The following is an 18,853-nucleotide window of genomic DNA, read 5'->3' as shown; positions in this document are numbered from 1 at the left end:
GGTCTAGAGAATGGTCACAAACTGGCAACAAGAGGCGGTTCTAGTTGATATTTGTTGGGGAAATACTGATTATTAGAGGGTGCTTTCTACCGCGTTTTTTGTGATCATCACGACGTTAGCTATCGTCGTGATCGCCCTGATTGTGCTGGCGGTATTGATGACTACGCGCCGACCTATGGCGTCGTGGCAGGACGAGTTGAAGAGCGCGCGCACGTATTTGAAGCCGCAGCAGAAACCGGATGAGAAGAGGGATGCGGCGCCTCAAAAACCCATTTTGGTTGAGCCGCAAACAGAGTCCATTTTTACGGTTATGGAACGCGATTCCACGTCGGGGTCTGGGTATTTGTCGGCGGACGAGTTGCAGGCACCTCAACTGGGGGAAGAAGAAGACGACTAACCCACCCGTGGGTGAATGCGGGTAACGCGCAGAGCAAAAAGTTTTCCCCTGGGCTTTTCCCAGCGCTGAAAATAAGCGAAGATGGAAAGCATGAGTAGTTTAGTGCTTCTGTATGCGATCCTGGGGATTGCCGCTGTCGTCGTAATTGGGGCCGGTATCTACTGGGTTAAACGCCGTCATGATTCCCTTCCACCCGCACCGGACCAGTCGCAGTTGGAACCGCGGCAGCCGGAGGAACCAGCGGGCAAAGCCGCAGCGGAACAACCTGAAACGCAGGCCGAAGCGAAGCCCAGCACGCCGCAGGCGCACGAACCGGCAAAGCCGCAGGTTGTGGAACCGGAGCCGGTGGCGGGGCGGATGCAGCGGCTGCGTTCACGCTTGGCGGGGTCAGGCAAGATGGGGCAGTCACTACTGTCAATCCTTTCGCGCGCCGACCTTTCAGAGGCGGACTGGGAAGAGTTCGAAGAAACCCTGCTGATGGCGGATCTTGGGTTGGACGCCACCCAAGAGGTACTCGACAGTGTGCGTCAGCAATTGAAGGTGCGCGGTAGTGCCGACGCGGCAGTGGCGAAACAGGTGCTGCGGCAGGAGCTGCTGAAAATCGTGGATCCCACTTTGGATCGGAGTCTGAACCTGGAACGCACGAACGATGAACAGGGCGCGCACCCAGCTGTGCTACTCATGGTGGGGGTCAACGGAACTGGGAAGACCACCACGGTGGGTAAACTGGCGCGACTGCTTGTGGCTGAAGGGAAAACAGCGCTGCTAGGGGCCGCGGATACCTTCCGGGCGGCCGCCGCCGAACAGCTTGCCACGTGGGGCGAACGCGTTGGAGTGAACACTGTGCGTTCTGAAGTTGAGGGCGCAGACCCGGCTTCCGTGGCCTTCGACGCGGTCAAACAGGGGCACAGTGAAGACGTGGATGTCGTGCTCGTAGACACGGCGGGTCGCTTACAGAACAAATCCACCCTCATGGACGAACTTGGGAAAGTGAAGCGGGTAATGGAAAAGCAAGCCCCCGTTTCCGAAGTCCTGCTGGTGCTCGATGCAACGACCGGGCAAAATGGGCTGCGCCAGGCGGAAGTATTCTCGCAGGTAGTGGATGTCACGGGCGTGGTACTGACAAAACTAGACGGGTCCGCTAAAGGCGGTATCGTGGTGGCTGTCCAACGCGCCCTGGGGGTGCCGGTTAAACTCGTGGGCCTAGGGGAGGGTGCGGACGACCTAGCGCCCTTTAATGCCGAAGACTTTGTCGATGCCATCATCGGGTAGCGTGGAGTATCGGTTAAAGTAGACGAAGTAAGCTCCGAAGGTAAATAAGGGTACGCAACGTGTTTAATAATCTGTCTGACCGCCTTTCCAACTCGTTCCGCAAACTGCGGGGCAAGGGCATCATTAGTGAATCTGACATTCAGGAAGTGTCGGCTGATATCCGCCGGGCCCTGCTGGATGCAGACGTGGCCCTCCCCGTTGTGCGCGAGTTCATCGGGAACGTTCGCGAGAAAGCGGCGGGCGCCGTTGTCACCCAGGGGCTTAACCCAGGCCAGCAGGTGGTGCGTATAGTTCACGACGAACTGGTGCGTGTTCTGGGTGGGCAGACTCGGGAACTGCATTTCGCGAACCGGGGTCCGACGGTGTTCATGCTCGCGGGTCTGCAGGGTGCGGGTAAAACCACGTTAGCGGGTAAACTCGGCCACTGGATGCGGGAGGAAGGCAAGCGAGTCCTCCTGGTAGCAGCGGACTTGCAGCGTCCCAACGCAGTCACCCAGCTGGAGGTTGTGGGTAAGCGCGCCGGCGTGGACGTGTGGGCACCCGAACCTGGCAACGGAGTTGGGGACCCGGTGCAGGTTGCGCGTTCGGGAGTTAACCACGCTGTAGAAAACGGGTACGACCTCGTGGTGGTGGATACCGCCGGCCGCCTGGGGGTTGATGAAGAACTGATGACGCAGGCGCGGAATATTCGTGAGGCGATTGAACCTCACGAGGTATTATTCGTGCTCGACGCCATGATTGGTCAAGACGCGGTGAATACCGCAACGGAGTTCCGCGACGGCGTGGGATTCACCGGTGTGGTCTTGTCGAAACTGGATGGTGACGCACGTGGCGGTGCAGCTTTGTCCGTGCGCGGAGTCACGGGGGAACCAATCCTATTTGCATCCACCGGTGAGGGGTTGGAAGACTTCGAACGGTTCCACCCCGACCGGATGGCGGGCCGGATCCTCGACATGGGGGACGTGCTCACTTTAATTGAGCAAGCTGAACGGAAAATCGATGCGCAGGATGCACAGGACATGGCGCGCAAAGCCATGTCTGGCGGGCTGACGCTCGATGACTTCTTGAACCAGTTGCAGCAGATCCGCAAACTCGGGTCTATGAAGAAGCTGCTGGGCATGATGCCGGGCGCCGGCCAGTTCCGCGAACAGTTAGAGAACTTCGATGAACGCGAAGTTAACCGCATTGAAGCGATTGTGCGGTCCATGACGCCGGCTGAACGCGCGGACGTAAAGATTCTGAACGGTTCGCGCCGCTCGCGGATCGCAGCGGGGTCGGGCACGACGGTTACGGAAGTTAACTCCCTCGTGAAACGCTTTGAGGGCGCGCGCGAAATGATGCGTTCCATGGGCAGTGGCGGCGGTATGCCGGGGATGCCCGGGATGGGGGGTATGCCCGGCATGGGCAAACTACCTGGGTCGGGCAAGAAGTCAAAGGGCCGCCAGCCGAAGAAGAAGCGGCGGAAGTCGCGTTCAGGCGTGTCGGGTAACCCCGCGAAGCGGCGTAAGCAGGAGCTGTCGAAGATGGTTCCAGAACATAAGAAGGGCAGCTCGTTCGGGATTAGTGAACCGGAACCGAAACAGACGATGGATGATCTGCCTGACGATTTGAAACGCATGCTGGGAGGATTCTAACTTTGCTGTTTCGCGGCGCCGCCCTGTGGCGAGAAAAAGGGGAACCCGCCCGCTGGGTCGAAGATATCGACCTTAAGATCGAAGGGGGAACTGTGCGCCGCGTTCCTCGCACGCAAACGAGTGCGGACCTGGAAGGGTGGATGCTTCCCGGCCTGGTGGATGCGCACTGCCACATTGGGATTGACAAGACGGGGCCGCGACAGGATTCCGATTTGCTTGCCCAGCAGGCGCGCGTGGCCCACCACAGCGGGGTGCTGCTGGTGCGCGATTGCGGGTTGCCGTTCGATAACCGCGCGGTAAATGAGCAGCGTGACGGCGTGCGTTTACTGCACTGCGGCCAGCACATTGCGAAGTACAAGCGGTATATCCGCGGGTTGGCAGTAGAGGTAGAGCGCGACGCAGACTTGCCGCAGCAGATGGCGTATCAGGCGCGTCGCAGTGACGGGTGGATAAAACTGGTGGGCGATTGGATCGATCGCGCTGATGGGGCGGATTCAACCCTGCACCCCTTGTTTTCCACCGAAGCGTTGAAAGATGGTGTTCAGGCCGCTCATGAGGCAGGGGCCCGGGTTACGGTGCACACGTTTGCCCGCGCGACGATTGAGAGTTTGCTGGAGGCGCGGGTGGATTGCATTGAGCACGGTACGGGCATGACTTTGAGCCAGATGCGGGAGGCCGCCCAGCTTGGGATCGCGGTCACCCCCACGATTATTCAAGTGGACTTGTTCCCCTCGTTCGCGAGCAGCGCGGGCACTAAGTACCCGGTTTACCGCGATGACATGCGCGGCCTGTATGCGGATTACCCGCAGACACTGCGTAATATCGCCGAGTCGGGGCTCACGTTGTTGCCGGGCACGGATTCTGGTTCGTTCCAACCCCACGGTTCGATCGCCAAAGAAATCATGGCGTTCACCCGCATGGGGCTTACGAACACGCAGATTCTTGATCGGGTTACTTGGCAGGCACGGGATTTCTTGGGGTTCCCTTCCCTTTCTGACGGTGAGGCCGCGCACGCCGTGGTTTATGATCGCGATCCGCGCGAGGACCTGTCGGTGCTGGCGAGTCCCCACCGCGTGGTTTACGAGGGGTAGGTGTATAGAGTTGAAGATTTCACAGTTAAGTGCGCCCCAGGTGGAGCGGTTGCAACGACACCTGGGGTTGCGTGGGTTCGGGCCGGCGGCGCAAGAGAAGTTGTTAAACGCGCGCGTAACCGTGGTGGGCGCCGGAGGCCTGGGTTCGGCCGCGCTGCCGTATTTAGCGGCCGCTGGAGTCGGGCAAATAACCCTGGTGGATGACGACGTGGTGGACCGCACTAACTTGCAGCGCCAAGTGATCCATTCGGAAGCGAACTTGGGGATGGCGAAAACGCAGTCCGCGGCCCAGGTGTTGCGCGGGCTAAACCCAGATATCGCGTTAACTCTCGTGAACGAGCGTCTCACCAGCACTAATGCGCTTGAGGTACTGGGTGGTGCGGACGTGATTTTGGATGGGACGGATAACTTCACCACCCGGTACGTGGTTGCGGACGCCGCGGAGATCTTGGATATCCCCGTTGTGTGGGGGGCGATCTTGAGGTTCTTTGGGCAACTCAGTGTGTTTTGGCCCGGGAAGGGCCCGTTGTATCGCGATCTTTACCCGAGCCCACCGGCGCCCGGTGAGGTGCCGTCTTGCGCGGAAGCAGGGGTGCTGGGGGTGCTTCCGGGCGTGATCGGTTCCCTCATGGCGACGGAAGCGATAAAAGTGCTCGCCCACATTGGGGAGCCACTGATTGGGCAGTTATTGACGTATGACGCGTTGAGTGTGAAGTTCGAAAAAATCCCAGTTCGGCCAGATCCCAGCCGAGTACCGGTAACTAGCGTGGGAGCAGATGTGGTAGATGACGTAGGAAATACTTGCGGCGCCGGCTCGCGAGAAGGTGAGGTGTCCGCAGTCCAGCTGCGCGAACGTATCCGCGAGGGAGAGCCAATGAACCTCGTGGATGTGCGCGAAGAGTGGGAATGGAAGATGGGGCACATTCCGGGCGCGCAGCTGGTGCCACTGAGCCAGCTGATGGAGCAGCCGCGTCTACCGGGGTTGAAACCCGGCCGGCCCACGTACGTGTACTGCAGGTCGGGTGGCCGGTCCGCGCGGGCGATCGAGCTGGTAAAAGGCAACCACCCAAACGCGCAGTTCATAAACGTCACGGGTGGTATGCAACAGTGGGAACAGACCGAAAACTAGTACTGGGCAGCCAACTGGTCGAGCAGTTCTTTCAGCTTCGGGGTGGTGAGTCCGGCACATGCGGCAACCACACCGGGGCCGAACCCAGCGGGCGTCGTCGTTCCCATCGGGTGGGTGTAACTGGTGCCCCCACTGACCTGAACCAGGTGTAATCCGGCTGCAACGTCCCAGGGTTTAACCGAGGTAGCGAAGAACGCGCCCGCGCGACCGGCCGCAATATTCGCTAAATCCAAAGCAGCCGCACCGGGGCGGCGCAGCGCCCGGCACGTGTCGATGAGCTGACCAAGAACCTCAAACGTCACTTCTGGATGCGTTTTCACCTGCGTGAGGATCGGATGGTAGGTAAGTAGCAACGCCTCAATTTCACGGGTCGGGCCAGAAGATTCCAGGGCAAAGAAACCGCGTTCGTTTTCCAAGTAACCGCGTTCGGCATTGGCCCAGAACGTTTCTTGCTCGCAGGGCACGTGGATAGCCCCGGCCACTACCTGCCCGTCGAGTTCCGCTGCGATCGACGTGTTGAAATACGTCATACCCGCCGCAAAGTTCGCGGTCCCATCGATTGGATCCACAATCCACCGCACGCGCGATCCCTGCGAACGCACATCCGGGTGCGGTTCCAGTTCGGGCAGTTGGATGCGCTCGGGCAACTGGGGTTTGCCGCCAGGAAGGAGCTGTTCCCCATGCTCTTCGCCCAGCACTCTTGAGCCGGGAAGGAAGTAGCCAAGAATCTGCGTGATTGCAGTTTCAATGGCTTTGTCGTGTACCGTCACGGGGTCGTGTTCGCTAGATTTATTATCGACCCGCAAATCCTGCAGGCGCGCCCACCGAAGGTACGGTCCGCATGCCCGGGCGGTTGCGCGGGCAATTAGGGCAAGTTGGTGGGCGATTTCGTTTTGATTATCATCGAGGGAACGCTGTTGCTCAACGGTGACGGGGGCTAGTTGCGGTTGGGTATGCAGAGGAATTCTTTCACAAGTCATAGGTTCATTATCCCACGTGACGAATCGCACGCCAGGGGGCGGTGGAAATCGGTGTGAAGACTTGGGGAACCGTGGGTGAATCTGGCACAATGGAGTGTTGTACTCGGAGCCGTCGGACCCCTCTCTGACGACGGGCCCCGCGTCCTGGGATTCACCTCGCTCGATGTGATCCCCGTCAGCTAGGTAAATCCAATATTCGATTCCGAAGGAGTGACCACACCAGTGGCAGTTCGTATTCGTTTGAAGCGCATGGGGAAGGTCCATGCTCCGTTCTACCGGGTAATTGTTGTCGATTCACGCAAGAAGCGTGACGGCCGTGTAATTGAAGAGATCGGCACGTACGATCCTACCCGCCAACCGTCCACAATCAACATTAAAGGTGATCGGGCGCAGTACTGGCTGGGAGTTGGCGCGCAGCCGTCAAACCAGGTGCGTAAGCTCCTGTGGTTGACTGGTGACTGGGCGGCGTTCAAGGGGGTTGAGAACCCGAAGTCTTACGTCAAGTACGCGTCAGCGGATGAGGAAGCTGCGGCAAAAGCTATTCAGGCTGCCGAAGATGACGCGATTAAACGCAAGGCTGCTGTGGCTGAGGCGAAAGCTAAGGCAGAGGCAGAAGCTGCGGAAGCTAAGAAGGCAGAAGAAGAGGCCGCTAAGGCTGAGGAAGCGGAGGAATCCGCTGAGGAGTCTGAGGAAGCCTAATGCTCGCGGATGCTCTGGAACATATTGTTAGCGGTATCGTGGATCATCCAGACGATGTGGAGGTAACGTCGCGTTCGATGCGTCGTGGGCGTCTGCTTGAGGTTCGGGTGAATCCCGATGATCTGGGACGCGTTATTGGCCGTTCGGGCCGGACTGCGCGGGCGATGCGCGCAGTAATGTCCGCACTGTCAACACGCGGCCCGGTGCGGGTCGATGTGATTGACACGGATCGCGACTAATAGTTGCACAGCGTTCGGAGGCGGCGTGGAGTCCACGCCGCCTCCGGTTTATATTCTTCAGTAGGATTTCAGTATGGATGTAACTGTTGGGATTGTTGGTCCAGCACACGCATTGAAAGGTGAAGTGCTGGTAGATACGCGTTCAGACGTGGTGGAGAAGCGGATTTACCCGGGGGCACAGCTGCGCACCGAACCAGCTGCGGTGGGGCCGTTGACTGTGCAGACGGTGCGCGTACACAAAGGCCGTTTAGCGGTCCGGTTTGAGGGCGTGAGGGACCGCACCACGGCTGAATCTTTACGTGGCGTCCACCTGGTGGTGGACACCGAAGAGATTGAGCCGGAAGTAAACGCCTGGTACCCGCACGAGCTGCGCGGCCTAACGGTATGCGATAGTCAGGAGCGGGAACTGGGGGTGGTTAAAGATCTGCAACTTGGCGAGGCTCAAGACCTCCTCGTGGTGAGCACGGAACGCGGTGACGTGCTTGTCCCGTTTGTTGAAGCGATTGTGCCGGTTGTGGACGTGCCCGGTGGGCGCGTGCGAGTCACCCCGCCGGGTGGCCTGTTCGATGACGACTTTGAGTGAGCTAGGGCCTCATGCAATTTGATTTAATTTCAATCTTCCCCAGTTTTTTTAATGTGCTGGAACTGTCGCTGATGGGCAAAGCAGTGGACACAAACCAGCTTAGAATCCGCGTGCACGACCTGCGGGAGTGGACCCATGACCGGCACCGAAGTGTGGACGACGCGCCCTATGGTGGGGGTGCTGGGATGGTTATGAAACCAAACGTGTGGGGACGCGCAATTGATGCGGTTTTAGACGAATCGGATGCCAGGCGAGTGCTGGCAATCCCAACGCCGTCCGGGGTTCCTCTTACTCAACAACACGTGCGGGACCTGGCGGGGGTAGGGCAGATTATTGTGGCTTGCGGACGCTACGAAGGAATAGACGCGCGCGTATCGCAGCACTATCGTAACTGCACAAATGTGGAGGTATTCGAATACTCCATCGGCGACTTCGTGCTCAACGGAGGAGAAGTGGCGGCGCTGGCTCTGGTGGAGGCGGTGGCGCGGCTGCGAGAGGGATTTATGGGCAACCCTGAGTCGCTAAAAGAAGAATCTTTCGAAGATAATCTGCTCGAGTACCCCGCGTATACGCGCCCCGAGAAGTGGCGCGACCACGCGGTGCCCGAGGTGCTGAAAAGTGGGGACCACGGGCGGGTTGCGCAGTGGCGGCGGCGGAAATCCTTGATGAAAACCGCGCGGCGGCGACCAGATTTGCTGAACCAGATTCCGCAAGAGGATCTGAACGTGCATGATCTAGAGGTTTTAGCTGCGTGCGGGTGGATGCGGAGCGCGGGGTCGCGGTTCGAACGGGTGGCCTTCGCCCCTGCGCAGCTCGATGATGCGCCGCAGTTAGCGCAGCTGGCAGCACAGACGTTCCCGGATGCGTGCCCGCCCGAAGTTACTGCGCAAGCACGCCAGCGGCATATTCGGGAGTATTTGAGTGAGGACGCGGTGCGCGGGTGGATTCAGGATCCGCAGCGCCGGGTAATGGTGGCCCGGTGGCGCGGTGAGCTCGTGGCATACACGATGATTGAAATCGTCTCGACACAGGCGCCCCCGCCGGATGTTCCAGCGGAACTATGGGCGGATGCTTCGCTGTACTTGTCGAAGTGCTACGCCCGCCAGGACATGCGCGGTACCGGGATAATGGGGGCACTGCTGGAAACCGCCGTGGAACAGGCGCCGGTGGACGCAGGCCGACCTCGCATACTGCTGGGAACCCACGTGAGGAATCGGCGGGCGCAGAAGTTTTACAAGCGCCACGGGTGGCGAAAAATAGGTAAACGCGTGTTCCTAGTTGGGGGCGTGGAGAACCAGGACGTGGTGTACGCCCGAACTTTGGCGTGAGATTTGTTACCTCACCCGGCTAGGTCTTCGTCCTTGATGGGTGTTTGTGGCACAATGGTGCAGTTAGGTCCGGTGGTACAACCTGCCACAGGGGGATACCAATACCGATGACTTAACCTCAGAACAGTACTTAACACAGTTAAACTGTGCGAGTGACGGTTAATGACCTGTGGCATGAATCGTCTGGGAGTAACATGCAACGTCTAGATGCTGTAGACGCAGCTTCCTTGCGGGACAACATTCCGCAGTTCCAAGCGGGGGATTCCGTGCGCGTTAACGTGCGGGTTACCGAAGGTAACCGCACCCGTATTCAGGTGTTCGAAGGCCTGGTTATTCGCCGTCAGGGCGAGGGCGTGCGCGAGACCTTCACCGTGCGGAAAGTGTCGTTCGGCGTGGGGGTGGAGCGGACGTTCCCCGTGCACACACCTACGGTTGATTCGATTGAGGTGACGCGTCGTGGGCGCGTGCGCCGCGCGAAACTGTACTACTTGCGGGATCGGCACGGTAAGGCCGCGCGTATTCGCGAGAAGCGCTAGTTTAGTGTACTAATGGCCTCAGGCGATCGTGTTTCTTCACTTGTGGAAGAGCATGCGCTTGAGGCCTTTAGCGTATCCGAAATCGTTTGAGGCCCGAGGCGTGTCAGCGCGTAAGCGCGGAGCGCTAACATGTGGGTGGTTTGAGAGGAAGAGTATGGTAGCCACAGGGAACGCGCAAGGAGAAACCCGGGTGGATAGGCGCAAGGGGCGCGCTAAGCGCAGTGGCTGGCGGACCCTGGGGGAGTACACCATGGTGATTGTGGTGGCTCTGGTGCTTTCCGCGTTGATCCGCGCGTTCATAATGCAGGCGTTTTGGATTCCCTCTTCTTCTATGGAAGATACCCTGCAGGTGGGGGATAACGTGGTTACTTCCCGGCTAACCCCAGCGGTGTTTGATCTTGAACGCGGGGACGTGATTGTGTTTTCGGATACGCAGGGGTGGTTGCCACCGGCTCAGAAGAAGCAGGGGGCGGCGAAGTACATCAATGACGCATTAGTGTTTGTGGGGTTGCGGCCAGCTGGGGGAACTCAACATCTGGTGAAGCGATTGATTGGTCTGCCCGGTGACCGGGTTAAGTGCTGTAATGCGCGGGGGCAGCTTGAGGTCAATGGGAAATCGGTTGCGGAACCGTATTTGGCGCCGGGGGCGGATAATCGACTGTTACCATTTGACGTCACGGTGCCTGATAACCACTTGTGGGTGATGGGGGATAACCGCAACTATTCTGCGGATTCGCGGGTTCACCTTCAGGATGGGAAGATGCCGTTTGTGAATGTGAATGACGTGGTGGGCCGCGCGAAGTTTGTTGCGTGGCCGGTTTCGCATTGGTCTGATCCAAATCACAATGAGGTGTTCACTGGTGTGCCGAATGCGAAGCGGAAATGAGGTTTGCAACCCCGGATTTTGAACGTTCCTTAATGCAGCCCGGTGCGGTTGTGGTGGGGATGGATGAGGTTGGGCGCGGCTCGATTGCCGGGCCAGTTGCGGTGGGCGCGGCAACCGCCGGTACGGGGGTTCCACCGACCGGTTTGGCGGATTCTAAGCTGTTGTCGCCGCGGCGCCGCGCGGAAGTTTTTGCTGCTGCGGCGCAGTGGTCGCGGCCGTGCGCAGTGGGGTTTGCTTCGGCAGCTGAGGTGGATGCCGTCGGGATTTCGGGGGCGTTGCAGTTAGCTGGTTTGCGGGCATTGGAGGTTATCGTGCGAGCCGTACCCGCGGTGTCTACCGTGCTGTTGGACGGTTCGGTTGATTGGTTGACGCCTCGCGCGGACCTGTTTGCGGACGAGGATTTGCCGTGCCGTTTTGCTCGCGTGGGTGATCCACGGGTGGTTACGCGGATTAAGGCGGATCAGGAGTGTACGGTGGTGGCTGCAGCGTCGATTGTGGCGAAGGTGGCCCGCGATCACCTGATGGAAGCGCTGCCGGATCCGGGGTACAGTTGGGCTTCGAATAAAGGGTATGGTTCTTCTGCGCATCGCGGCGCGGTGGCGAGCTTTGGGCCGTCTCCGTTGCACCGGTTGTCGTGGAAGCTTGGGTAGCGTAGGGCGCGTAAATGTGTCGATGGGCTGGCGTAAAAATGTGCAGGGCGTATACACAGATGCGTAGATAGTGTAGAGGAGTTTGCAGTGAACGGTGATATTGAATCGTACGAGAACGCGCGTGAGCTTGAACTGTTCCGCGAGTACCGCGACGTCGTTAAGTTGTTCAAATACGTGGTGGAGACCGAACGTCGATTTTACTTGTGTAACGAAGTGGATGTGCAGATCCACCCGGTGGGCCAGGACGTGTTTTTTGAGTTGCGGATGCGGGACGCGTGGGTGTGGGATATTTACCGTTCATCTCGGTTTGTGAAGTCTGTGCGGGTGATGACGTTTAAAGATATTAACGTTGAGGAACTGGCTAAATCTGAGCTTGATATCCCCTAACTTTTGTTTGCCGCTCACTGGCCGGATGCGGCTTCGAGTAACCTTTACACTGCGCACTGTACTGTGTTTGCCTGTCTACACTGATGGATCATTTGCATACCTGTGAATAGCTAACTCGGTGGATAATTAGTTTCCACAGCGCGGCCCGCTAAGCGCTTGTCCACAACCACCTCGGTCCTGTGGGCCGCAGCCATCGGCCCTGCGACATAGTGGGGGTATGAAACGAACCCGTTATGCTTTAGGTCGAGCCGGAGAGGACGCGGCAGCTAACTATTTGCGTGATACATTGGGCTGGCGCATTTTAGAGCGCAACTACAAACGTAAGCACTGTGAACTGGATATCGTGGCGGATGACGGCACGCAACTGGTGGTGGTTGAGGTGCGCACGCGGCGCGGTTCCAGCTGCGGCACGGCGTTGGAATCCGTAACGGAAGCGAAACTAAATCGGCTCCATCGCGGTGCGCACCAGTGGCGGTGTGAACGCGGCGTGAACCGCGGTTACCGGGTAGACCTACTGACCGTGTCCGTGCGTGGCAGCCACGCGGACCTGCAACTGCACCGGGGGATCGTATGAGTTCCCCCGCGATTCTCGTTAAAACTCACGGTTGCGCGTTTTGCGGCACCCAGGGCCATATCGTCACGGTAGAAACCCATTTGGCGAGTGGTGTGCCTGGCTTTCACTTGGTGGGGCTACCCGACACTTCCATTAAAGAAGCGCGCGATCGGGTGCGGGCGGCAGTGCAGTCGTGCGGCCTGGCGTGGGTGCAGAAGCGGATTACTGTTAACCTCTCCCCAGCGTCACTGCCTAAGGCGGGAGCCGCGTTTGATTTAGCGATCGCGGTGGGAATGCTGGCGGCCCGGGGGCGGGTGAAGGCAGCAGCCATCGAAAACTGTGTGTTTGTTGCTGAACTTGGTTTAGATGGTTCACTGCGCCCTGCGCGTGCCGTCTTGATTGCCGCTCTGGCATCTAGAAAAGCTGGTTACACCACGCTCGTGGTGGCGCGTGAGTCGCTTGACGAAGCTTCACTGGTACCGGGAATCCGAGTGCGGGCATATTCGCATTTGCGCGATTTAGTATCTGATTTTGGGGGCACCCTTCCCGCGGGGCTACCGGTAGTGCCTCAAGAATCAGTGAGTGAAAACCCTGCGGATACCGAAGATGAGAATTTGGATTTAAGTGAGGTTCGGGGGCAGAACTATGCGGTTCGGGGCATGATCCTAGCGGCATCCGGTGGGCATCATCTGGTGATGAATGGGGAACCGGGAGCTGGGAAAACCATGATTGCCCGGCGGCTCCCAACGTTTTTGCCGGATTTGTCGGCTGAGGATTCGGTGGAAGTCACGGCGGTTCACTCGATTGCCGGTAAGTTCTCCGCCGCAAACGGGTTGATTGTAAGGCCCCCGATTCAAAGTCCGCACCATAGCGCCACCATGGTGGCACTAATTGGTGGAGGGGCGGGAATGCCCATGCCGGGCGCGGTTTCGTTGGCTCACGGCGGAGTCCTTTTCTTAGATGAGGCCGCTGAGTTCCCGGTGCGAGTGTTGGACGCGTTACGTCAACCTCTGGAAAGCGGGGTGGTGACGATTCACCGGGCGCGCGAGATTGTTCGCTTCCCAGCACGGTTTCAACTGGTGATGGCCACGAATCCGTGTCCGTGTGGATTTCGAAACTCCCGCCGGCGGGCCTGCAAATGCTCGTCGATACAGTTGCGTCGGTATGCGGCGCGGCTGTCTGGACCTTTGATGGACCGAGTGGATATTCAGATTAATGTGACTGCCCCGTCCGCCGCGGCTTTGTCCGAACCTCCCGTGTGGTCGAGCGCGCGGGCGCGCGAAATGGTGGTGGCAGCTCGTGAGCGCAGTGCTCATAGGTGGCGCACCTACCCGTGGTCTATGAATGCGCACGCGAGTTCTAGCGTGGTGCGCCAGGTTTGTTCAGACTTTGGGGTGATCGATCCAATCGAAACGGCACTCAGCCGCGGACGGATTTCTTTGCGCGGCGCGGATCGGGTGTTGCGGTTAGCGCTCACTCACGCGGACGTGGCTGGCAGAGATGTGCGTTTGGAAGATGTTTATGCGGCGTTGAACTATCGAAATGGGGAAGAATCGTGAGTATTGATTACGCGGATCCGAAGCAGGTGGCGTGTGCGTGGAGCGCACTCGTGGAGCCCGGTGATGAGTCCGCCGGAATACTGGTAGATGCGCTCGGAGCGGCGCAGGCACTGGAATGGGTACTGAGTAAACCTGCAGCGGATTCGCTTCCCAGCACGCTGATCTGTGACGAGTCAGGTCAGGAACGGCCGTGGGTGCGAGCTCTAGCCCGGTGGCTACCGCGGTTAGAGAAGTTGAACGTAGAGCGGGACTTGGAAGCAATCGACCGGGTTGGTGGCAGTGTAATCTATCGGGGGCACCCAAATTGGCCGGTGGAGTTCAACGATTTGGGTAATGCTGCGCCACATGCCCTGTGGATCCGTGGGGAATTGAAGCAGCAGATGCGAGTGGCGCTGGTGGGTGCGCGTGCCTGCACGCATTACGGGCGTGAGTTAGCGCGGGATTTCGCGTGGGAACTCACCCGCGCGGGTAAGACCGTGGTTTCGGGAGGTGCGCTGGGCATAGATACTGCGGCCCACGCCGGTGCGGTGCGAGGTGGGCACACGGTAGCGGTCATGGCCGGTGGGGTGTGTAATCTTTACCCGCGTTCTAATGAGGAACTGTTTTATTCAATCATGGAAACGGGAGCGATCATTTCAGAGGGCAGCCCGTTTTCGCGTCCGGCTCGCTGGCGGTTTTTAGCAAGAAACAGGTTGATTGCTGCCTACTGCTCAGCCACTATCGTGGTTGAGGCAGGGTACCGGTCGGGTGCGTTGGCTACGTTGAACCGGGCTCTAGAACTGGGCCGGGCTGTGGGCGCAGTACCGGGCTCTGTGTTTTCGAGTCAGTCTGCGGGTTGTCACGAGGCGATCCGCGACGGCGCATCCCTGGTGGCGAGTGCTCAGCAAATCTGTGAGCTGGTGGATCCGATTGGGACGCAGTTGGAGTTGACTTTGCCAGCTAAGGCGGCGGGGGAGAGTAAGCAGAGCTCGCCAACAAACTTATCTGATGCCCAGCAGCGAGTGTGGGATGCTCTGCCGCGCCGCGGATGGGCATCTGCCGATAATGTTGCTTGTGAAGCTGGTTTATCTATGCAAGAAGTACTGCCTGCACTAGCGGCTTTGGTGTTGGCTGGGCAGTGCCGCGGTGGTAATGGGGTGTATGCGCGCTCTTAGACTCGCCGACTGGGAGAGGGGCGAGTTTAACTGTGTGAAACCCAGATGAGCTGTGCACTTGATTTACCAACTGGAATCGGGTTTTGTGTTTTCGGTAGTCGGATAAGAACGTTTTCTGAGAACTCACCCGCTGGAATCGACTGGAAGGTTGATCCAATGTGGATGTCGTTCTCTTTGAGGAACCGCAGGAACTTCGGATCTGAGTCACTGATCCGCTCCACTTTCAGCTCCACATCTTTCGGGGCTTCGGTCAACGGTTTCGCATCCAACTGCGCAATATTGCCGTCCCGATCTGGAATTGGATCACCGTGGGGGTCCCGCGTGGGGTAGTCCAGCATCTCTTCCATGCGGTCAATGAGCTTATCGGATGCGGCGTGCTCTAAATGCTCTGCCTCGTCGTCAACTTCGTCCCACCGGTAGCCCATGTGGGATACCAGGAACGTTTCGATAATCCGGTGGCGGCGGACCATGGCGATCGCGATCTTGCGGCCTTTGGGGGTGAGCGCAATCGATGAATACGGGGCGTGTTTCACTAGACCGCTAGCGGTGAGCCTCTTCACTGCGTCTGACACGGTTGATGCCCGCATTCCTGAGGTTTCCGATAGGAGTGTGGTGCTAACTGGCTGGTCAGACCACTCTTTTAGTTTCCAAATGATCTTCAGGTAATCTTCGGCGGAGTGGGATAGTTTTGCATTACTCATATAGGCAGAATATCAACGAATAGTCATGCCGTCCTGTTTTATTTGCGGTGTACAATTAAGTGTTTCGAAAGGGCGATCACGTGGACCAAGAAGAGTTGCTGGAGGATTTCGGTCGCTACTTGCAGTACACGCGCGGTTTTAGCAAACACTCAGTCCGAGCGTATGAAACTGATCTGCGGGCTTGCCTCAGTTGGATTTACCCCAATGGGAACTTCCAGGCGGAGGTTTTCACTTATAGGGCATTGAGAGGTTGGCTTGCGCACCGGGTGCGGGAGGGGACAGCGCGGACTTCTCTGGCTCGTTACATCGCTACCGTTAGGCTCTTCGGTGCTTGGGCGAAAAAAGAAGGTTTTATCGCGGTGGATCCCGCGTTGAAACTCACGGGGACTAAAGTTAGTCAGAACCTGCCGGCAACGTTGAATGTGAAGCAAACTAATCGGCTCTTGCAGTGGGTGAAGGTACAAGCGGAGGATGATCCGCAGCAGATGCGGGACTGGGCGATTTTTGAGGTCTTATATTCAACGGGAATGCGGGTGGCGGAGCTTACTGGGCTTGATTTGACCAGTTTGGACGCTTCGACACATACGTTAAGAGTGTTGGGGAAGGGAAATAAAGAACGGGTAGTTCCGTATGGTTTACCGGCTCACGAAGCGATGCGTCAGTGGATTGAGGTGGGGCGCGGTCAGTTAGCGAGTGAGAAGTCGGGGCAAGCGTTTTTCTTGGGGGTTAGAGGAAGGCGGATTAACCAGAGGACCGTGCGGGCTCGGTTGGAGCGGGCGTGTGTGGGCGCGGGTGTGCCAACCATTTCTCCGCACGGTTTACGTCACTGCGCTGCTACGCACATGCTCGAGGGGGGAGCGGATCTGCGGGCGGTGCAGGATCTGCTCGGGCACGCGTCGTTGCAGACGACGCAGCGTTACACGCATGTGGATGCGGCGCGTCTTACTCGCATCATGCGTCAAGCTCATCCGCGTGCGTAAGCGCAGCCGCGGACCCAAGAAACTCCATGTGCGTAATAAAGCTCGTTTCTGCTTCTGCCGGTTCGCGGTTTAAGCCGGGGCGTCCCAGGGTTTTAAAACTGCTCTGGGGTTTATCAGCAAGAGGGGATCTAAGTAGGTATCTTTGTCTTTGCGCACACCAAAATGTAAGCAATCGTTGTCGTGTCCGCTAACTAGTGTGCCCACCACGGTACCTTGTTCTACTGTTTGCCCTTTGGAAACAGTTGCTTCCACGGGTTCGAGGGTGGAGTGTAAACCGTCCTCATGTTCAATTGAAATGACGGGCCTTCCGGCTAGGTCAGCGGCGTACACTACGCGGCCTGCGCGTGGGGCACGTACCGCAGTGCCCAATGGGGGACACAAATCTACGCCGCGGTGCCCGGGCAGCCAACGTTTAGCCGGTGGATCAAACCGCCTGCCAACGTTCAATGGGCGGGGAACCGGTGGAATCCAGCGCCCACTGGCTTTGAGGCGGGGGTGAGTCCGAGTGGCGCCAGGGCCCTCGTCTGCAGATTCACCGGTAATTGTTAAACCGGTGGATTCCCACTCGGCTGTTTCGCGGTTTGCACTGCTTGAAACGGAGTTGGCGCCAGTACACAGGGCTAGCGCTACAACTAAGGCAACACTGCGGATTAACGCCCGTGAGGAGAACGCGGCGAAACGGAGTGAATGCGGAAGCGGCCGATGTAAATGAAGCATGGTGTTGAATCTACGGTACAAACTGCACGTGAATGCGGTGCGTCCACGCGGTTGTGTGTAAAAACAGCGGTGGATAAATCCCATCCACCGGTTTGTGTGAGCGGGCGTACCACCCCGTTCCTTTACCGTCTGCGCCCTGTGGCGTACAATAAACGCGGCGCCGTTTGTGTCCAAATGGTCATGAGCGGCGACTAACGCGCGTTCTTCACCGCTGTCACACCCCTACTAGGGCGGACCACACTGGTGCGTCAGCTAAGTAGGCGGCTCGTGAAGTGGGACGCGGACGCCACAGTCCTAACCGTTAGGTTGGGTGCGTACGGTCAGAACGCTAGGGGCCCTCAAGGGCTATAAAGGAACTGAAATTACCCGCATTATGCGGCCGATTGGTGCACTCGCACCGGAAGGAACAACCATGGCAGTTGTTACCATGCGTCAGCTTCTCGAAAGCGGCGTCCACTTTGGTCACCAGACCCGTCGTTGGAACCCGAAGATGAAGCGTTTCATCCTCACGGAACGCAACGGCATCTACATCATTGACCTGCAGCAAACCATCGCGGATATTGACCGCGCATTCGAATACGTTAAAGAAACGGTTGCGCACAACGGCAATATCCTGTTCATCGGTACCAAGAAGCAGGCGCAAGAAAGCGTTGAGGAGCAGGCTCAACGCGTTGGCATGCCGTACGTGAACCACCGTTGGCTCGGCGGTATGCTCACTAACTTCCAGACCGTAGCTAAGCGCGTGCAGCGCATGAAAGAACTGGAAGAGATCGACTTTGACGACGTCGCTTCTTCGGGTCGCACCAAGAAGGAACTACTCATGATGCGTCGCGAGAAAGAGAAGCTCGAACGCTCCCTGGGTGGGATTCGGGACATGGCGAAACTCCCGTCCGCACTGTGGGTAGTGGACACGAACAAAGAGCACCTCGCGATCGCGGAGGCGAAGAAACTGGGGATCCCAGTGATTGCTATCCTCGACACCAACTGCGATCCGGATGATGTTGAATACGGCATTCCCGGTAACGATGACGCAATCGGTGCCGTCTCCGTACTGACCCGCGTAGTTGCTGATGCGGTTGCAGCGGGCCTGTTGGAACGTTCACAGCGTCGTCAGAAGAAAGATGGTGAGGCACAGGCTGAGCCGATGGCGGAGTGGGAACGCGAACTGCTGGAGGGCGAGACCCCTGGTAAAGATGCGTCAGCCAAGTCCGCTGAAAAGGCCGACAGTGAACCCAAGGCAGACGAAGCAGCTGCCGAACCTAAGGCAGATAAAGCCGAGCAGCCGAAAGCAGAAGCAGCGGACGCTGAGACTGTGCAAAAAGCTGACTCCAAAGACGAGTCAAAAGCAGAAGAAAAGTAAGTTCAACCAACTACTCTT

At 58.3% G+C, this 18,853-nt stretch carries 21 protein-coding genes; 18 read left to right on the top strand and 3 right to left on the bottom strand.

Annotated elements, in window-relative coordinates; all coding sequences use genetic code 11:
• The first annotated feature begins 79 nt into the window (after positions 1–79).
• The 5 genes from CJ187_RS04625 to moeB all read left to right on the top strand — a co-directional run bounded on the left by CJ187_RS04625 (position 80) and on the right by moeB (position 5,523).
• Positions 80–397 (top strand): hypothetical protein, encoded by a 318-nt coding sequence (locus tag CJ187_RS04625; protein ID WP_102217224.1) that lies wholly within the window; start codon positions 80–82, stop codon positions 395–397.
• Between the two features lie 81 nt (positions 398–478).
• On the top strand, positions 479–1,669 hold the full coding sequence (ftsY, locus tag CJ187_RS04620; protein ID WP_102217225.1) for a signal recognition particle-docking protein FtsY: 1,191 nt from the start codon (positions 479–481) through the stop codon (positions 1,667–1,669).
• 59 nt (positions 1,670–1,728) lie between these two features.
• Positions 1,729–3,303: a signal recognition particle protein gene (ffh, locus tag CJ187_RS04615; protein WP_102217226.1), complete on the top strand. Its 1,575-nt coding sequence runs from the start codon at positions 1,729–1,731 to the stop codon at positions 3,301–3,303.
• 2 nt (positions 3,304–3,305) lie between these two features.
• On the top strand, positions 3,306–4,394 hold the full coding sequence (locus CJ187_RS04610; RefSeq protein ID WP_102217227.1) for an amidohydrolase family protein: 1,089 nt from the start codon (positions 3,306–3,308) through the stop codon (positions 4,392–4,394).
• 10 nt (positions 4,395–4,404) lie between these two features.
• Positions 4,405–5,523 (top strand): molybdopterin-synthase adenylyltransferase MoeB, encoded by a 1,119-nt coding sequence (gene moeB, locus CJ187_RS04605; RefSeq protein WP_199171138.1) that lies wholly within the window; start codon positions 4,405–4,407, stop codon positions 5,521–5,523.
• Here moeB and CJ187_RS04600 read toward each other — a convergent pair.
• Positions 5,520–6,503, bottom strand: a complete 984-nt coding sequence (locus CJ187_RS04600; protein ID WP_158237767.1) for an inositol monophosphatase family protein — start codon at positions 6,501–6,503, stop codon at positions 5,520–5,522. The two genes, moeB and CJ187_RS04600, sit on opposite strands and share 4 nt — an antisense overlap.
• 222 nt (positions 6,504–6,725) lie before the next feature.
• Between CJ187_RS04600 and rpsP the strand changes: the two genes are divergently transcribed.
• From rpsP to dprA, 11 genes are all read left to right on the top strand, one after another.
• The gene (gene rpsP / locus CJ187_RS04595; protein ID WP_102217230.1) at positions 6,726–7,202 is read left to right on the top strand and encodes a 30S ribosomal protein S16; all 477 of its coding nucleotides are present in this window, start codon (positions 6,726–6,728) and stop codon (positions 7,200–7,202) included.
• The gene (locus CJ187_RS04590; RefSeq protein ID WP_102217231.1) at positions 7,202–7,441 is read left to right on the top strand and encodes an RNA-binding protein; all 240 of its coding nucleotides are present in this window, start codon (positions 7,202–7,204) and stop codon (positions 7,439–7,441) included. The genes rpsP and CJ187_RS04590 overlap by 1 nt, the downstream gene beginning before the upstream one ends.
• Before the next feature lie 73 nt (positions 7,442–7,514).
• Positions 7,515–8,024 carry a ribosome maturation factor RimM gene (gene rimM, locus CJ187_RS04585; RefSeq protein WP_102217232.1) on the top strand — a complete coding sequence of 170 codons (510 nt, stop codon included), beginning with the start codon at positions 7,515–7,517 and terminating at the stop codon, positions 8,022–8,024.
• Between the two features lie 11 nt (positions 8,025–8,035).
• Entirely contained in the window at positions 8,036–9,352 is a 1,317-nt protein-coding gene (gene trmD, locus CJ187_RS04580; protein ID WP_102217233.1) for a tRNA (guanosine(37)-N1)-methyltransferase TrmD, read from the top strand.
• Positions 9,353–9,546: 194 nt separating this feature from the next.
• A complete protein-coding gene (gene rplS / locus CJ187_RS04575; RefSeq protein WP_102217276.1) occupies positions 9,547–9,888 on the top strand; it encodes a 50S ribosomal protein L19 in 342 nt (113 codons plus the stop codon).
• 154 nt (positions 9,889–10,042) lie between these two features.
• Positions 10,043–10,774, top strand: coding sequence for a signal peptidase I (lepB, locus tag CJ187_RS04570; RefSeq protein WP_102217234.1), 732 nt, complete (start codon positions 10,043–10,045; stop codon positions 10,772–10,774).
• The gene (locus CJ187_RS04565) at positions 10,771–11,424 is read left to right on the top strand and encodes a ribonuclease HII (RefSeq protein ID WP_102217235.1); all 654 of its coding nucleotides are present in this window, start codon (positions 10,771–10,773) and stop codon (positions 11,422–11,424) included. Before lepB ends, CJ187_RS04565 begins: the two co-directional genes overlap by 4 nt.
• An 87-nt stretch (positions 11,425–11,511) precedes the next feature.
• The gene (locus tag CJ187_RS04560; protein ID WP_102217236.1) at positions 11,512–11,811 is read left to right on the top strand and encodes a DUF2469 domain-containing protein; all 300 of its coding nucleotides are present in this window, start codon (positions 11,512–11,514) and stop codon (positions 11,809–11,811) included.
• A 217-nt stretch (positions 11,812–12,028) separates the two neighbouring features.
• Positions 12,029–12,385 (top strand): YraN family protein, encoded by a 357-nt coding sequence (locus tag CJ187_RS04555; protein WP_102217237.1) that lies wholly within the window; start codon positions 12,029–12,031, stop codon positions 12,383–12,385.
• Complete coding sequence (locus CJ187_RS04550; protein ID WP_102217238.1) at positions 12,382–13,923, top strand: YifB family Mg chelatase-like AAA ATPase; 1,542 nt, start codon at positions 12,382–12,384, stop codon at positions 13,921–13,923. Before CJ187_RS04555 ends, CJ187_RS04550 begins: the two co-directional genes overlap by 4 nt.
• Positions 13,920–15,077 (top strand): DNA-processing protein DprA, encoded by a 1,158-nt coding sequence (gene dprA / locus CJ187_RS04545; RefSeq protein ID WP_158237768.1) that lies wholly within the window; start codon positions 13,920–13,922, stop codon positions 15,075–15,077. Before CJ187_RS04550 ends, dprA begins: the two co-directional genes overlap by 4 nt.
• A gap of 26 nt (positions 15,078–15,103) precedes the next feature.
• On the opposite strand, the gene CJ187_RS04540 is transcribed toward dprA, so the two are convergent.
• Positions 15,104–15,778 (bottom strand): metal-dependent transcriptional regulator, encoded by a 675-nt coding sequence (locus tag CJ187_RS04540; protein ID WP_102217240.1) that lies wholly within the window; start codon positions 15,776–15,778, stop codon positions 15,104–15,106.
• Positions 15,779–15,858: 80 nt separating this feature from the next.
• On the opposite strand from CJ187_RS04540, the gene CJ187_RS04535 reads away from it, so the two are divergent.
• Positions 15,859–16,758 (top strand): tyrosine recombinase XerC, encoded by a 900-nt coding sequence (locus CJ187_RS04535; RefSeq protein ID WP_102217241.1) that lies wholly within the window; start codon positions 15,859–15,861, stop codon positions 16,756–16,758.
• Between the two features lie 69 nt (positions 16,759–16,827).
• On the opposite strand, the gene CJ187_RS04530 is transcribed toward CJ187_RS04535, so the two are convergent.
• The gene (locus tag CJ187_RS04530; protein ID WP_158237769.1) at positions 16,828–17,475 is read right to left on the bottom strand and encodes a M23 family metallopeptidase; all 648 of its coding nucleotides are present in this window, start codon (positions 17,473–17,475) and stop codon (positions 16,828–16,830) included.
• A gap of 412 nt (positions 17,476–17,887) precedes the next feature.
• Between CJ187_RS04530 and rpsB the strand changes: the two genes are divergently transcribed.
• A complete protein-coding gene (rpsB, locus tag CJ187_RS04525; RefSeq protein ID WP_102217277.1) occupies positions 17,888–18,835 on the top strand; it encodes a 30S ribosomal protein S2 in 948 nt (315 codons plus the stop codon).
• The last annotated feature ends 18 nt before the right edge of the window (positions 18,836–18,853 follow it).

The organism is Gleimia hominis (genome assembly GCF_002871945.2).
GTDB classification, from domain to species: domain Bacteria; phylum Actinomycetota; class Actinomycetes; order Actinomycetales; family Actinomycetaceae; genus Gleimia; species Gleimia hominis_A.
This window is presented reverse-complemented; position numbering and strand designations above follow the sequence as displayed.

What these genes read in the sequence shown, in the direction of transcription:
- ftsY (WP_102217225.1), top strand. Translation starts at nt 479, where the DNA reads ATGGAAAGCATGAGTAGTTTAGTGCTTCTGTATGCGATCCTGGGGATT.
- CJ187_RS04600 (WP_158237767.1), bottom strand. Translation starts at nt 6,503, where the DNA reads ATGACTTGTGAAAGAATTCCTCTGCATACCCAACCGCAACTAGCCCCC.
- CJ187_RS04590 (WP_102217231.1), top strand. Translation starts at nt 7,202, where the DNA reads ATGCTCGCGGATGCTCTGGAACATATTGTTAGCGGTATCGTGGATCAT.
- rimM (WP_102217232.1), top strand. Translation starts at nt 7,515, where the DNA reads ATGGATGTAACTGTTGGGATTGTTGGTCCAGCACACGCATTGAAAGGT.
- trmD (WP_102217233.1), top strand. Translation starts at nt 8,036, where the DNA reads ATGCAATTTGATTTAATTTCAATCTTCCCCAGTTTTTTTAATGTGCTG.
- rplS (WP_102217276.1), top strand. Translation starts at nt 9,547, where the DNA reads ATGCAACGTCTAGATGCTGTAGACGCAGCTTCCTTGCGGGACAACATT.
- lepB (WP_102217234.1), top strand. Translation starts at nt 10,043, where the DNA reads ATGGTAGCCACAGGGAACGCGCAAGGAGAAACCCGGGTGGATAGGCGC.
- CJ187_RS04565 (WP_102217235.1), top strand. Translation starts at nt 10,771, where the DNA reads ATGAGGTTTGCAACCCCGGATTTTGAACGTTCCTTAATGCAGCCCGGT.
- CJ187_RS04555 (WP_102217237.1), top strand. Translation starts at nt 12,029, where the DNA reads ATGAAACGAACCCGTTATGCTTTAGGTCGAGCCGGAGAGGACGCGGCA.
- CJ187_RS04550 (WP_102217238.1), top strand. Translation starts at nt 12,382, where the DNA reads ATGAGTTCCCCCGCGATTCTCGTTAAAACTCACGGTTGCGCGTTTTGC.
- CJ187_RS04540 (WP_102217240.1), bottom strand. Translation starts at nt 15,778, where the DNA reads ATGAGTAATGCAAAACTATCCCACTCCGCCGAAGATTACCTGAAGATC.
- CJ187_RS04530 (WP_158237769.1), bottom strand. Translation starts at nt 17,475, where the DNA reads ATGCTTCATTTACATCGGCCGCTTCCGCATTCACTCCGTTTCGCCGCG.
- rpsB (WP_102217277.1), top strand. Translation starts at nt 17,888, where the DNA reads ATGGCAGTTGTTACCATGCGTCAGCTTCTCGAAAGCGGCGTCCACTTT.